10 protein-coding genes are annotated in these 16,120 nt (G+C 40.9%); 6 read left to right on the top strand and 4 right to left on the bottom strand.

Annotated features, from left to right (window positions below):
• Window positions 1-258: 258 nt before the first annotated feature.
• Entirely contained in the window at window positions 259-2,181 is a 1,923-nt protein-coding gene (dnaK, locus tag L2567_RS01715; protein WP_235295955.1) for a molecular chaperone DnaK, read from the top strand.
• A 54-nt stretch (window positions 2,182-2,235) separates the two neighbouring features.
• On the opposite strand, the gene L2567_RS01710 is transcribed toward dnaK, so the two are convergent.
• From L2567_RS01710 to L2567_RS01695, 4 genes are all read right to left on the bottom strand, one after another.
• A complete protein-coding gene (locus L2567_RS01710; RefSeq protein WP_235295954.1) occupies window positions 2,236-4,509 on the bottom strand; it encodes an FdhF/YdeP family oxidoreductase in 2,274 nt (757 codons plus the stop codon).
• A complete protein-coding gene (fdhD, locus tag L2567_RS01705) occupies window positions 4,496-5,290 on the bottom strand; it encodes a formate dehydrogenase accessory sulfurtransferase FdhD (protein ID WP_235295953.1) in 795 nt (264 codons plus the stop codon). The genes L2567_RS01710 and fdhD overlap by 14 nt, the downstream gene beginning before the upstream one ends.
• Window positions 5,291-5,341: 51 nt before the next feature.
• Window positions 5,342-5,725, bottom strand: coding sequence for a DUF7009 family protein (locus tag L2567_RS01700; RefSeq protein WP_235295952.1), 384 nt, complete (start codon window positions 5,723-5,725; stop codon window positions 5,342-5,344).
• Window positions 5,726-6,024: 299 nt separating this feature from the next.
• Window positions 6,025-6,435, bottom strand: coding sequence for a rhodanese-like domain-containing protein (locus tag L2567_RS01695; protein ID WP_235295951.1), 411 nt, complete (start codon window positions 6,433-6,435; stop codon window positions 6,025-6,027).
• Between the two features lie 145 nt (window positions 6,436-6,580).
• Between L2567_RS01695 and L2567_RS01690 the strand changes: the two genes are divergently transcribed.
• The 5 genes from L2567_RS01690 (at window position 6,581) to L2567_RS01670 (ending at window position 16,115) form a co-directional block, all read left to right on the top strand.
• Window positions 6,581-7,942 carry a M1 family aminopeptidase gene (locus L2567_RS01690; protein WP_235295950.1) on the top strand — a complete coding sequence of 454 codons (1,362 nt, stop codon included), beginning with the start codon at window positions 6,581-6,583 and terminating at the stop codon, window positions 7,940-7,942.
• Window positions 7,943-8,029: 87 nt separating this feature from the next.
• On the top strand, window positions 8,030-9,511 hold the full coding sequence (gene glpK / locus L2567_RS01685; RefSeq protein ID WP_235295949.1) for a glycerol kinase GlpK: 1,482 nt from the start codon (window positions 8,030-8,032) through the stop codon (window positions 9,509-9,511).
• A gap of 81 nt (window positions 9,512-9,592) precedes the next feature.
• Window positions 9,593-10,327: an MIP/aquaporin family protein gene (locus L2567_RS01680; protein WP_235295948.1), complete on the top strand. Its 735-nt coding sequence runs from the start codon at window positions 9,593-9,595 to the stop codon at window positions 10,325-10,327.
• Between the two features lie 15 nt (window positions 10,328-10,342).
• Complete coding sequence (locus L2567_RS01675; protein ID WP_235295947.1) at window positions 10,343-13,171, top strand: M16 family metallopeptidase; 2,829 nt, start codon at window positions 10,343-10,345, stop codon at window positions 13,169-13,171.
• A gap of 127 nt (window positions 13,172-13,298) precedes the next feature.
• Window positions 13,299-16,115: a TonB-dependent receptor gene (locus L2567_RS01670; RefSeq protein ID WP_235295946.1), complete on the top strand. Its 2,817-nt coding sequence runs from the start codon at window positions 13,299-13,301 to the stop codon at window positions 16,113-16,115.
• The last annotated feature ends 5 nt before the right edge of the window (window positions 16,116-16,120 follow it).

Genomic DNA, 16,120 nt, shown 5'->3' with positions numbered 1-16,120 from the left:
AATTGAATTTATGAGTTCCGAGGCAACCAAGCTCCGAAATAAACTTTACCAGTCCCGAGGCAGCAAGCTGGCCAGTGATTTTTGCCAGGCCCAGAAATCATAATCGCCGCCATTCTGACACCCTTTTTACCTTTTTGTCATGTCTAAATGAGAGATCTTAACGGTATGATGTACAAAATGTCAGATCGAACCCCTTGGCATATGGATTGATTATATAAATAGTGTAACGTAAATTAAAATCACAAAAAATAATATAAAATGGGTAAGATCATTGGAATAGATTTAGGAACAACAAACTCGTGTGTAGCCGTCATGGAAGGAAACGAGCCAGTTGTAATCCCTAATGACGAAGGAAGGAGAACCACACCTTCTATCGTTGCATTCTTAGACAATGGAGAGCGAAAGATTGGAGACCCGGCGAAAAGACAAGCGATCACCAATCCTACTAAAACAGTTTCTTCCATTAAAAGATTTATGGGAAGCAGGTTCTCTGAAGTTTCAGATGAAGCTAAAAGAACTTCTTACAAAGTGGTGAAAGGAGACAATAACACCGTAAGAGTTGAAATCGGTGACAGAAAATATACTCCACAGGAAATATCTGCTATGGTTCTTCAGAAAATGAAAAAAACAGCAGAAGATTTTCTGGGTAGCGAAGTAACAGAAGCAGTAATTACTGTTCCTGCATACTTTAACGATTCTCAAAGACAAGCCACTAAGGAAGCCGGAGAAATTGCCGGTTTAGAGGTGAAGAGGATTATTAACGAGCCAACTGCTGCAGCACTTTCTTATGGTTTTGATAAGCAAGGCAAAGATCAGACCATTGCAGTATATGACTTAGGTGGTGGTACTTTCGATATATCTATCCTGGAATTAGGAGATGGTGTATTTGAAGTAAAATCTACCAATGGAGATACACACTTAGGTGGTGACGATTTTGACCAGGTCATAATCGAGCACCTTGCTGAGACTTTCAAGCAGCAAGAAAACATTGACCTAAGGAAAGACCCTATGGCTCTTCAAAGACTAAAAGAGGCTGCTGAAAAGGCGAAAATTGAACTTTCTTCTTCTACAGAGACAGAAATCAACCTGCCTTACATCACTGCTGTGGATGGTGTGCCAAAGCACCTGGTCGTCAAACTTTCAAGAGCAAAATTCGAGCAATTGGCAGATGCGCTAGTGGAAAGAACATTGAAGCCATGTCAGGAAGCCCTGAAAGATGCCGGAATTTCAAAGAATGAAATTGATGAAGTAATCCTTGTCGGTGGTTCAACCAGAATTCCTAGAATTCAGGAAGAAGTAGAAAAGTTTTTCGGTAAGAAACCGAATAAGAGTGTCAACCCTGATGAGGTGGTGGCAATCGGTGCAGCAATTCAAGGTGGTGTATTAAGTGGTGATGTACAGGATGTTTTATTACTGGATGTAACGCCGCTATCTTTCGGTATAGAGACAATGGGTGGCGTATACGATGTGGTGATTGAAGCCAATTCGACCATTCCTACCAAGAAGTCTAAAATATATTCGACTGCTGCAGACAATCAACCTTCTGTAGAGGTTCACATTCTTCAGGGAGAAAGACCGATGGCAAGAGATAACAGAAGTGTAGGTCGATTCATTCTGGATGGAATTCCACCGGCCAGAAGAGGTACACCTCAGATTGAAGTTTCATTTGATATTGATGCCAATGGTATTTTGAATGTTTCTGCCAAGGATAAAGGAACAAATAAAGAGCAAAACATTAGAATCGAGGCTTCTACAGGTCTTTCTAAGGAAGAGATTGAAAAAATGAAAGCTGAAGCTGAAGCAAATGCGGAAGCTGATAAAGCAGCACGAGAAAAAGTCGATGCCTTGAATGCAGCTGATAATTTGATCTTCCAGACTGAAAAGCAGCTTGAGGAGCATGGTGAGAAATTACCTGCAGACAAGAAAGAGGCTATTGACTCAGCATTGACAGATTTGAAAGAAGCGCACAAGATTCAGGATCTGGATAAAGTGAATTCAGCCACTGAAAGGTTAAACGCAGCATGGCAGGCAGCTAGCCAGGACATGTATGCCAATACTCAAGGAGGAGCTGAAGGAGCAACTGCAGATGATCCCGGAGCTGAGGGCAATGGTTCTGCAGGAGGTGGTGATAGTGAAGAGGTGACAGATGTTGAATTTGAGGAAGTGGATGATAAAAACTAAATAGTATCCATCATAAATATAAAAGGGCGCCGATTACGATCCGCGCCCTTTTTTTTATTGACGTTTAATTTGGACTCTTATAAACTTACTGGCTGGAGTTTCACTTACTTTATCATGCGCGTCGATGTGCACCAATGAATTAGCCTCAGGAAAATAGGTAGCAACATTGCCCATCGGAAGATCAAACCCTACGACCTTAAACGATTTTGCAACCCTTTCTTCGCCATTGAAATAGCTGAAAAGGTCGACTCGGTCCATTTGCCGGAGTCCCATTCTTTTAATGTCTTCTGGATTCATCATGATAATTCTTCTCATTCCCTTAATGCCTCTGTAACGGTCATCCTCTCCGTATATCGTGGTATTAAATTGATCATGACTTCTGATGGTCATCATTGCAAACTCATCCTTATCCAACAAACAGTCAGGCAACGGATTGACCGTAAAATGTGCTTTACCATTGTCTGTATCAAAGTCTTGCTGACGCGTTCCGTTTGGCAAATAAAAACCTGCTGGTTGTCTCACCTTTTCATTAAAGTTTTCAAAACCCGGGATAATTTCAGCAATGGCATCCCGAATGCGATCATAATCTTCTGAAAATCCTTTCCAATTGATCCCTGCCTCAGGAAATAGTTTCAAACCCAACTCACAAATAATACGCACTTCCGACTTAATAATATCATTGAACGGTGGGATGACGCCCTTGCTTTGATGTACAATTCCAGCTGAATTTTCTACCGTGACAAACTGACCATCGTCTTTTTCTGTTCTACCGCGACATGGCAGAATGATGGACTCGTGATTCGAAACCAAGTGTGTCCGATTGAGTTTTGTGGATACACTCACGATCATTTCAGTATCCCGGAAGGCTTCTGCGGCGTAAGTAGTATCAGGTGCTGCAGTCAGAAGATTGCCGCCCATGGAGAAAAGAAACCTGGCCTTGCCGCTGTGAAGTGCCTTAACAGCATCTACCACGCCAACGCCATGTTCTTTCGGCGGGTCGAAATGAAATGCCTGTCCAAGTTTTTGTAAAAAATCCTCACCCGGTTTATGCCAAATGCCCATGGTTCTATCTCCCTGGACATTGGAGTGACCTCTGACAGGACAGGTGCCAGCCCCTCTCTTTCCCAATGCTCCTTTCATCAAAAGCAAATTCACAACTTCCTGAATATTGTAAGCCCCATTTAAATGTTGAGTCAAGCCCATCGCCCAACAAATGATTATCTTTTCCTTTCGGGCAATCATCTCTGCAGCCTGGGCAATCTCCTCCGCACTTAAACCGGTCGCTACATAACAGTCTTCTAAGTTGACTTCAGCGAGATGGGCTTTCAGTTCTTCCCAGCCATCTGTTTTAGATTTTATAAAGGTGAGATCAAGGATTCCTCCTTCCGTCTCTTCCATTTCAATCAGAAGTTTCATGATGGCTTTTAAAAGATAAACATCACTATTGATATTGAGTTGGAGATACAAGTCTGTAAGTTTGGTACCACCGAACATCATATCAGCAGGCTTTTGCGGATGTTTAAAAGTCATCAATCCTGTTTCTTTCAATGGATTTACTGAAATGATTTGTCCACCATTCTTTTTACATTTTTCCAATGCCGAAAGCATTCTGGGATGGTTGGTGCCGGGATTTTGGCCCATGATGATGATCAATTCGGATTCATGAAGGTCTTCGAGTTTGACAGAACCTTTACCATTTCCCAAAGTTGCGGTTAATCCAACGCCACTGGATTCATGGCACATATTCGAACAGTCAGGGAGATTATTTGTGCCGTAATATCTTACCAATAGCTGATACAGAAATGCGGCTTCGTTGCCTGTCTTACCAGAGGTGTAAAAGATGGCTTCATGGGGGTTTTCAAGACTTTTAAGCTTTTCTGCAATGCGTTCAAAAGCATCATCCCACGAAAGCTCCGTGAAATGGGTATCACCATGACCTTTGTAGTAGGGGCGGTCGATTCTCCCAAGCTTACCCAGTTGAAAGGCAGACATAGACCAAAGCTCTTCAATCGAATGTTCCTGGAAAAATTCCGGGGAAAGGGATTTCCTGGTCGCTTCTTCGGCAACCGCCTTGACGCCATTTTCACAATATTCACCGATGGAGGATCTGTCATCGTCAGGATCTGGCCAGGCACAACCCGGGCAATCAAACCCCCCTTTCTGATTTAGTTTTCTCATGGTAGCAAATGCCTCACCAGGTTTCATGTATTTCGCTACCTGATTAAGAGATGAAGTTAACGCCTTCACACCTGCAGCAACTCTATGGGGTGTAGTGATGGTTCCCTCTTTTTCTTCAATGGGAATGATGGGTTCATTATTTTTCTTCATAGCTTATTCGATCTGGATGACTGTAAATATTAAATTGATTGGACCTCGCAAATCCTATTAAGGTAACACCAGTCTCTTGCGCTAGTTCAATCGCTTTAGAAGTGGGAGCACCAAGTGCAACAATGACAGGTATGCCACTTAACCATGCTTTTTGACACATTTCATAACTGCATCGACCGCTCAATATAACCAGATGAGTGTGTAATGGCAATTGGTTTTGTAATAAACATTGACCTACTACTTTATCAAAAGCGTTGTGTCTACCCACATCTTCGGCTTTGCTAATGGTCTCGCCATACCTATTGATCAAAACTACTTTATGGCTGCCTCCGGTAATATTGAAATCGGAGCTGGAATCTTTCAGTAAAGACGGACAGCTTAGGATCAGTTGAGAATGAAAGCTTTCTTGTTTTGGAAATACGGGATAGATAGAATGTGCAGCAATGTCTTCCCACGAGGGACGGTTGCAAAGTCCGCAACTTGAGTTTTGAAAAGTAGCCTGGATTTGATTTTCTTTCAGATCAGCGTTAAGCACGCGAATCTGATTTAAAGATGAAGTCTTAAACTGCAAATCAGTATGGGGCCCGATCAATCCCAACGAAAACAAAAGTCCGGCAACCAATAGCTCATCCTGACCAGGAGTACGCATGGTTACCAATACAGGTGTTTTAGATTGGTTAATATAAATTTCCAGAGGTTCTTCGACGGCAATATAATCATCAAGGCAAACTTTCGATTTACCGTCGAATCTGACAATTTCATTTTTTATAATTGACCCCAATCTCTGCTTTTATCAAGATCAATTTAGCGAAAATTAGAACATCTTACAGTTCTAGTTGTAATTAAAGTTCTTATCGTCTATGGCTGAATCTCCTGTAACTCCCAGTGTACGGATTTTCGGCGTGACGGTATTCTTCTTTAAAGTAATATGCATATTGTTGCTGGCATTATTGCCCATTTCCGAATGGTAAATGGTATTATCGCTATTGAGCCACTTTTCAAATTCATTAAATGGCAAAAACACGATGAGCTCATTGCTGTCAAACATAGTGCATAATTTATCACTACCCTCCATGCGAAGACTGACTCTCAAAGATTCATCATCTAAGATTGAAAATTTGAAGTTGTCTTTGATGAGGTACTTTTGAGAGAGGGAAATAAGATCCTTCTCATCGAGCTCTATGAAGAGCTCATTACTAGCTATTTGGATTCTCATGCGATTAAGTTGGTATTTACAATGACGAAAGTAAAACAAATTTTCCGATTAAACCTCACTTACTTTCACCGAATTCACACATGTAAATTTTATCTAAAGTTTGATGAGAGTCATATTAAAAAATTGTCTAAGGCAAGTATAGATAGGCGTTTTCACATATATAAATTTATCTTACTTTACTACAGGCTGATATTCAATGTCCGGTAAAATGAAAAAATTATGATAAGATTAAAAAGTTATAAAATCTCTAATCATAGCAAGCTATGTCAGTAAGCTTGCATTATCGAAAAAAAAATGTGTTAATTTTTCCCAGAATCTTTCCATGAGGTGTAGCCACCTTCTAAATTATGTACATTCTTAAAGCCATTATTGATCATTAACCGACAAGTCTTGGCACTTCGTCCTCCCCCCTTACAATAGATATAGTATTCCTGGTCCTTATCCAACGTTAAAAGTTGATCTGCAAATGTGGTATCGTAGTAGTTCAGCTCCATCGCATCATCAATTTTGCCACCGGCAATTTCTTCAGGTGTTCTTACGTCGATGACCACTACATCCCCTTCGGCAATGGCCTCTGCAAAGTGATCTGCATCTAAGTTTTCGTAACTGACCACCGTTGCCTTTTCTAGTGTGGGTGTGGAAGCTTCGTTAGAATCAGTGGATTTGCAATTGAATAAAAGCAAGGTCAAAAGTAATGTGATATATCTCATGCTGCAAAGATATAAAGCCCTTATCGATTTTCCCAATGTTAAATTAATGTAAACTTAATGTGAAATAATTTGGACTAGAACGTAAATTAAATGTAAATTTACCGTTAAATATATGTAATGTCCTAATGAGGGGATTAGATAAGCTATGAGAATCTTTGTAAACATATGGATCCTGGTTTTTTTTCTGAATGGTCAAGCGGGCTTTGCTTCAGACATTGGCTATACCATTCATCCGGTGCTGTCAGAGTCCAATGCATATTTACAAGTTGATCTAAAATTGAAAGCTGATTCAGATGGAAACACAGCCTTAATATATTTTAATGAGGCTTGGGGAGAGGTCAATTTATATGACTGCCTTGAATCCATTCAAGTCTTAAATACCAGTGCACGGTTAAAGATTGTTCCTGAGCAAAATAAAATCTATATTAAATCGGAGCCATCTGAATTGCTTCATATTCAGTATGTCATAAAACAAGACTTTAAGGGTAATCCTGAAAAAGCACATTACTTTCGCCCCATTGTCAATGCATCGTATTTTCACTTATTTGGCCATCGGTTGTTCATCATTCCGGAATACCTATATACTTCTGAAGCTGTTCATGAAATAGATATTGACTGGGAGGATGCTCCTACTACGGTACATCATACTTTTGAAAGTAAATTAAAAGGCACCTATCGCGTGACCAGAAATGAATTATTGGAGTCCATTTTGGTTGGCGGCGATTTTAGACGGACTACCCTTGCCATGAACGGAATCAAACTCAATGTCTTAACCAGGGGTGATTGGGCCCATTTTGAAGATGAAGAACTTGCGGAAAAGCTGGAATCGATCGTTCAGATACAACAAAATTTCTGGGAGGACTATTCAGATAGCATTTATACAGTAACCTTATTGCCACTTTATTCTTCAGGTAGTAATTACATAGGTGGAACGGGTCTTAGCAGGGGCTTTGCTTCTTATTGTTCCAATACCGATGCCTCCCGACTTGAAAACCTGACTGCGCTTTACTACCATGAAATTATGCATCACTGGATAGGAGGGAAGATGAGAAATAAGAGCCTGACTGAAGAGTTGTGGTTTAGTGAGGGTTTCACAGAATACTTTTCGCACCTATTAATGGTGGAAAACAACGAAATGACCGAAAAGGATTTTCGGAAGTTGACCAAAAACATTTATAAGGATCTTAAAAAATCAGCATATTCCGAAGTACCGAACTCAGAAATCGGACTACAGCGTCTTTCGCAGGAGAGTGCCATTGAAAAAGTGCCTTACCATAGAGGCTTTCTCTACGCCATGTATTTAGAAAAGAGATTCCGGAAAGGTTTTCAAGGTTCAGTAACACTCAAGTCCGTTTTGCACAAAATGCTTTTGGAGTCTGATCGTCAATTATTCTCTAATGATTATTTTAAGGAGGTTTTAGGTCAATATTTCAGTGAAGATGAAATCCGTCAGTTTGAAAACTACATCATTGATGGACAGATGATCGAAAAGGAATTAATTTTCTAATCCTTTCTACACTTTGATATATTTTTTTCGCACTTAGAGGTATTTCATTATTTTAAAGTTTTGAACTCGGAAAATTATAGTTGAAATATGTCTAAGAAATATATCATTGCATTGGACCAGGGCACCACTTCTTCAAGAGCGATTCTATTCGACCACGACGGATCCATTCAATCCATAGAGCAGCAGGAATTCACCCAACATTTCCCCAAACCAGGCTGGGTAGAGCACGATGCTAATGAAATTTGGAGGACACAGGAAAAGGTTCTTAAAGATCTGCTGAAGAATAATCAGATCGGTACTGACGAAGTGGCTGCCATAGGTATCACGAATCAAAGGGAAACTACCGTGGTGTGGGATAAAACTACCGGGCAACCCATTCACCATGCGATTGTTTGGCAGGACAGGAGGACTTCAAAGTACTGCGACCAGTTAAAAGAAGGAGGTCATGGAGAAATGGTGAGGGATAAAACGGGCCTGGTTCTGGATGCCTACTTTTCAGGAACTAAAGTGAAGTGGCTTTTGGATAATGTAGTGGGGGCTCGAGATAAAGCTGAAAAAGGAGAGCTGCTGTTTGGAACAATCGATAGTTGGTTAGTCTGGAAACTCACAGGTGGTCAAACCCACATTACCGATGTCACAAATGCCAGTAGAACCATGTTGTTTAATATAGAAAACATGACTTGGGATGAAGAGCTGGCTGATCTTCTGGATGTTCCGATATCAATGTTGGCAGAAGTTAAACAAAGTAGTGAGGTTTATGGCAAGACTGAGGATGGTATACCTATAGCAGGGATTGCTGGTGATCAACAAGCTGCACTTTTCGGACAGATGTGTGTACAGCCGGGAATGGCAAAGAATACTTATGGTACAGGTTGCTTTTTGGTCTTGAATACCGGAAAAGAAATCATCAAATCGAAAAATAATCTTTTAAGTACAGTTGCCTGGCAGATCAATGGAGAAGTGAATTATGCCCTGGAGGGGTCAGTTTTTGTTGCAGGTGCAGTTATCCAATGGTTAAGGGATGGCCTGGAATTGCTAGACTCTGCTGATAAGAGCGAGGAAATGGCTGCTTCTGTCGAGGACAACGGTGGTGTTTATTTTGTTCCGGCATTAACGGGGTTGGGTGCGCCCTATTGGGACCAATACGCCAGGGGAACCATCGTGGGGATTACGCGTGGTACTACAAAGGAACATTTTGTACGAGCGGCATTGGAGAGTATAGCCTTTCAGGTTGCGGATGTTGTGAGTGCGATGGAGGCAGACACAGGAGATAAATTAGAGATGCTTAAGGTAGATGGAGGCGCAGTAGCCAATAATATCTTATTGCAAGGACAGGCCGATTTACTGGATTGCACAGTTGTTCGACCGAAAATTTTGGAAACTACGGCCTTAGGAGCAGCATATCTAGCGGGACTTGCAGTAGACTTCTGGGATAGCGTCGATGAAATTCAGAAGCAGTGGAAAGTGGATCGTGAGTTTGAACCCGAAATGAAGAAGGACAAGAAAGAAGAGATGCTTAGGCAGTGGCATAGAGCTGTGGAAAGAAGCAGAGGTTGGGAGGAGAATTGAATAGAGAATTACGAATTATGAATTAGGAATTACGAATAGTGAATTAGGAATTACGAATAGCGAAAAAAACAAAACCTAACTATGTCTCCATTTATAGCCGAAATCATTGGAACCATGCTACTTATCCTTCTTGGAAACGGAGTGGTGGCAAATGCATTATTAAACAAGACAAAGGGTGGCGATGCCGGAATAGTCGGAATTGCCATTGCCTGGGGTCTGGCGGTATATGTTGGCGTACTGGTTGCCGGTCCGTATTCCGGAGCACATCTCAATCCAGCGGTCAGTATAGGTCTGGCATTTGCCGGTAAATTTGAATGGTCTGAAGTGCCCATGTATATTCTAGGTCAATGTATCGGTGCCGCTTTGGGGAGCATTCTTAAAGTTGCATCATACTATGATCATTACAAAGCAACGGATGATCTGGATTTGAAGTTGTTCACATTCGCCAATATGCCGGCTATTTCTAACCCTATACCAAACCTTATCACTGAGTTAGTGGGGACTTTTGTTCTGGTATTCTCTGTATTATATATAGTAGGTCCTGAACTGGAAATAGATGGCCAAACTACTGCTATTGGATTGGGATCGCTAGGGGCTTTGCCTGTGGCTTTAATCGTTATTGTGATCGGCTTTTCTCTGGGAGGTCCGACTGGTTATGCTATTAATCCGGCACGGGACTTTATTCCGCGTATCATGCATTCGATCTTACCCATAGGAGAAAAAAGAGATGGTCTTTGGTCTTATTCGTGGATCCCAGTAGTAGGGCCAATCTTGGGCGGAATCATAGCTGCCGGTATCTTCCTGTTGTTACAATAATATTATCTTTGAGGCATGAAATATTTATTGAAGTGCCTATTCTTATTATTGCTTTTATCCTGTGGTAGCGAAACCGTAAAGAAAGAGTCGAAAAGGAGTGATTTTAAAGTAAAGTTCGAAAACTTTGAACTTGATAATGGACTGCAAGTTATACTGCATGTCGATAAATCAGATCCTGTTGTGGCGCTCGCCTTGACTGCCCATGTGGGTTCTGCCAGAGAAAAAAAAGGCAGAACTGGTTTCGCACACCTCTTTGAACACTTACTCTTTTTGGAATCTGAAAACCTGGGAAAGGGAGGATTGGATCAAATGAGCGCAAGAATTGGAGGTTCTGGTGCCAATGGTTCGACCAGCAGAGATCGCACCAATTACTTTCAGACCGTACCTAAAGACGCTCTTGAAAAAATGATTTGGGCTGAAGCTGATAAGTTGGGATTTTTTATCAATACCGTTACAGAACCTGTATTGGCAAAAGAAAAACAGGTCGTAAAAAATGAAAAGAGACAAGGGGTTGATAACAGACCTTATGGTCACGTTTCCTATGTTATTGGGAAGAACCTATATCCGGAGAATCATCCATACAATTGGCAGGTGATAGGCTCTCTGGAAGATCTTCAGAACGCAACCCTTCAGGATGTTAAGGATTTTTTCAATAGGTGGTATACACCCAATAATGTGACGCTTACCATTGCTGGCGACATTGACATAGAACAAACTAAGGAGTGGGTTCATCAATACTTTGACGAAATTAAGAGCGGTGAAGAAATCCCTAGAATGGAAAAGCAGCCTGTAGAGTTAACAGAAAAGAAAAAGCTGTTCTACGAAGATAATTTTGCGAGACTGCCGCAATTGACCATGACCTGGCCTACCGTCTATCAGTACCACCCAGATGTTTATCCCCTGGAAATTTTGATAGACTACTTGTCAGAAGGAAAGGAAGCCCCTTTGAATAAAGTATTGATAGATGAACTTCAATTGACCTCTGATGTCACCATGTATAATTACAATTCAGAAATTGCCGGCGAGGCCCATTTGCAGGTACGGGCCTTCCAGGACAAAAAGCTTGATGAGGTGATGGCTGGTATAAAAACTGCCTTTGCCCAATTTGAAAAGAATGGAATTTCTGATCAAGATCTCAGAAGAATTAAGATGAAACAGGAAACAGCCTTTTATAATAGTCTGTCTAGTGTATTAGGTAAAGGTTTTCAACTTGCTCAATATGAGATTTTTGCGGGTGATCCTGGTTACATTAATGAAGATGTAAGTAAGATATTGGAAGTAAATAAAGATGATGTCATGCGTGTTTTTCTAAAATATATGAAAGATCAGCATTTCGTGGCAACCAGCTTTGTTCCTAAAGGTAATGTCGAATTGGCTTTAAGTGATTCTGAGCCAGCGGAAGTGGTAGAGGAAGCCATTGTAGAGGGTGCGGAAGAGGAATTTGATGCAAGCGTATCTGCTGAATATCTGCGTACTCCATCCACTTTTGATCGAAGTGTTGAACCTCCATATGGAGAGGCACCTCTGGTCCAGGCACCACAAATATGGAAGCACAAATTTTCTAATGGTATGGAGTTATTGGGTATAACGAACCGAGAAGTGCCCATGGTTCAATTTTTAATGACGATAAAGGGTGGTTTGCTCCTGGAGAATAAAAATGAAGTGGGAATTTCTAATATACTTGGTGAAATGCTCATTAGAGGAACAGCAAACAAAACGACGTCTGAGCTGGAAGAAGCACTGGAAATGCTAGGAGCTTCCATCAGCATTCGATCTGACGATGAACGAATGATTATTCAAGGTAGTACTTTGTCCAGAAATTTTGATGAAACGATCAGCTTACTGGCTGAAATGCTTCTGGAACCAAGATGGGATGAAGCAGAATTAGCCCTGGTTAAACAAGATGTGATCAGCAATATTCAGCAGCAGTCTGTAAATCCTAATAGTATAGCTTCCAATGAATTTGCAAAATTAATATATGGTGAAGGCAGTATTTTGGCCAATAGTACCTTGGGTACTGAAACGAGTGTGAAAGGCATAGAAATGGAAGATTTAAAGACCTATTATTATAATTACTTTGCACCTAATATTTCCTCAGTGCAATTGACCGGGGATGTCGATAAGTCCATGACCATCCGAGCTTTTCAGTATTTAGCAGAGCAATGGCAACCCAAAGAAGTTAAATTTCCAAACGTTGTTGTACCGGATGCTCCGGCACAATCCAAGGTTTATTTCTATAATATTCCGGGAGCCAAGCAATCCGTTCTTCGATTTGGATATCCGGCACTTGCAGCGACAGATGAAGACTTTTATCCAGCTGAAATCATGAACTATCGACTGGGAGGCGGAGGATTTGCATCAGAACTAACCCAAGAGTTGAGAGAAACAAAAGGATACACTTATGGGATTCGGTCTTCTTTTACAGGCTCAAAGTTTAAGGGACCCTTTACGATATCTAGCGGAGTCCGGTCCAATGTGACCTACGAATCCAGTGCACTGATTCAGGAGATTTTAAGTAATTATGCTTCGACTTACAACGAAGAGGATCTGGAAATTACGAAAAGCTCTCTAATCAAAGGAAACGCAAGAGCTTTCGAAACGCCTATGGCAAAGCTAAGAATGCTTACCAATATTAGTCAATATGGATATCCTGACGATTATGTAAAGCAAAGGGAAACAACGGTTGAAGAGATTACCTTAGAAGGAGTTAAGGAATTGGCCAGGAAGTATGTAAATCCTGACAAAATGTATTATCTGGTGGTAGGCGATCAGGAAACGCAAATGAGCAAATTAACCAATCTTGGATACGGAAATCCGATCATTATAAATGAGATAAAGAATTAGCGCGTCGAAATAACCACGGCACTGTTTCAATTATTTTGTAATTTGTTTGAAGTTCCAATTTTAATTTAATTGACTTAAGGTCAATTAAACGATAATATTGATATATTGCGCCTAAGAAATTAACTGTATGGTAAGATATTTGATAGCGATTCTTCTGTATTCTGCTGGATTGGTTTCTGTGACCGGGCAAGTGGTAGTATCCGGAATTGTGGTAGACAAATTTACCAAAGAACCTCTTATTGGTGCCAATGTGGTCGTTTCAGGCACTTCTTCTGGAACGGTAACAGATTGGGATGGAACCTTCACTTTTACAACTGAGGAAAGGTTACCTTTCGTTGTCGAAGCCTCCTACCTGGGCTATGAACTTTCCTCGCAGGAAGTATCTAATCAGGAGGACCGATTGACATTTGAATTGGGAGAAGCGAGCGTCATTGTGGAAGGCATTGAAGTAAAGGGTCAGCGCATTTCGGACAAGCAGAAGGCCGCTCCACTTACTGTAGAATCGCTGGATATCATCGGGATAAAACAGACGGCATCGTCGAACTTCTACGATGGTTTGGGAGCTTTAAAAGATGTAGACCTAACGACCGCCAGTCTGGGTTTCACGATCATCAACACCAGAGGGTTTAACAGCACGAGTCCGGTGAGATCATTACAGATAATTGATGGTGTCGACAATCAGTCTCCTGGCTTAAACTTTTCTTTGGGTAATTTTCTGGGCGCATCGGAATTGGACATTAACAAAGTCGATTTAATTGTAGGTGCCAGTTCTGCATTTTACGGTCCAAATGCGTTTAATGGAGTGATTTCCATGACGACAAAAGATCCTTTCATTAATCGAGGTTTGGCAGCTAAGGTGAAAGTAGGGGAGCGTAGTATGATTAATCCTTCCTTTCGCTTCGCGGATGCCATTAGAAATAAAGAGGGAGATTTCAGCTTTGCTTATAAGTTGAATTTCTTTTACTTACAGGCCAATGATTGGCAGGCAGACAACTACGATCCTGTTTTTGATACGAGGACGGGTGTGGATAATCCGGGCAGATTCGATGCGGTTAATATCTACGGAGATGAATATCAGTCAACCTATGACTTAAGCAAGTCACTGGCTAATCCGGGCCTGGGTATTTTTCACAGGACGGGATATAGAGAAGTGGATCTGGTCGATTACGGCACTAAGAATCTAAAAGCGAATGCCTCTTTACACTTTAGATTGAAACCCAAGCAAGATTTTGAATCTCCGGAACTGGTTATAGCTTCTAATTATGGAGGTGGTACAACTGTTTATCAGGGGGACAATAGATTCAGTCTAAAGAATATTAGGTTTTACCAGCATAAGGCTGAACTTAAAAAACGAGACAAGTATTTTCTTCGATTTTACGCAACTCACGAAGATTCCGGAGATTCTTATGATCCCTATTTTACAGCTTTGAAATTGCAACAAAGGGCGGCAAGCAATAGAGACTGGGGCAGCTCGTACGTCAGTTATTGGAACACTACTGCTAATCCTATTATTAAAAGCCAAGAAGGTTTTCCCAAAGTTTCTTCTTTCGTAGGAAATCCAGAGGGTTACAGAGCGGCGCTCGCTGAGTTCTTCAGCAATAACCCTGGCTTACTTGAGGGGCTTCATCAGCAAGCCGAGGCGAGTGCTAATGTGGGCGTTGATTTCAAAGAAACCAATGATTTTTTGATACCAGGAAGTTCCGAGTTTGAAAACGCTTTTAATGACATCACGGGGAGAATTGCTAACTCTGAAGGAGGTACTAAATTTTTCGATAAGTCAGCGTTAACACATCTTCATGGAGAATACAAATTTAATGATGTATACCAGGGAGGAGGCATTCTTTCAGGCATTGACCTACTGATAGGGGGAAATGGCAGATATTACTTGCCTAATTCAAGAGGTTCTATATTGCTGGATACCATGGGGCGAAATATAGACACCTATGAGTATGGCGTATATGGTGGAGGAACAGTTTCATTCAATGAAAGTAAGTTGAAGCTCAATATTTCAACAAGGCTGGATAAACACCAAAATTTTGACTTCCTTTTTTCACCCGCTGCTTCACTGGTTTATAACCCAAGACCAAATACGTTTTTAAGATTATCATTTTCATCTGCGGTCAGAAATCCGACGCTAACCGACCAATATCTATTCTATAATGTGGGAAGGGCGATTTTATTGGGCAACATCACAGGTGTTCAGGGATTGATAGATGTGGAGTCTTTTCGTGACTACTTGAATGCTCAGGATATCAATCGTCTCCAGTATTTCGATGTAGATCCGATCAGACCTGAAAGAGTGCGCACACTAGAAGGTGGATTAAGAACTACACTCTTCGAAAAAGTATATGTTGATGCCACCTATTATTTTTCCAGATACCGGGATTTCATTGGATATCAGATTGGATTAGATGCTGAGTTCGACAATTTTTTGAATAATCCGACAAGGGTGCAAGCCTTTCGAGTAAGTGCAAATGCGCAGGATATAGTAACTACCCAGGGTTTTTCAGTCGCTTTAAGCTACTACTTTGCCAAGTACTTTTTAATCTCTGGAAACTATTCGTGGAATAAGTTAAATACGGCGTCCGATGATCCTATTATTCCAGCGTTTAACACACCTGAGAATAAGTATAATATCAGTTTGTCAGGAAGAGATATGATTGTGGATGTAGGTGGATTGAGGATTAAAAATGTTGGGTTCAATGTTCAGTATAAGTGGATAGAAGGATTTTTATTTGAAGGATCTCCGCAGTTTACAGGTTTCATTCCGACTTATTCTTTACTTGATGGTCAGATTAATTGGAACTGGAAGAATAGAAATCTTACCTTTAAACTTGGAGCTTCAAACATTCTAAATACAATGAATTTTCAGACATACGGAGGGCCCAGGATAGGGCGGATGGCATATTTTTCTGTATTATATGATTGGAATAACAAAAATTAGAATTA

The organism is Portibacter marinus (assembly GCF_021533195.1).
GTDB classification, from domain to species: domain Bacteria; phylum Bacteroidota; class Bacteroidia; order Chitinophagales; family Saprospiraceae; genus Portibacter; species Portibacter marinus.
The sequence above is the reverse complement of the archived record's forward strand: the minus strand, read 5'-3'. Positions and strand labels throughout refer to the sequence as shown.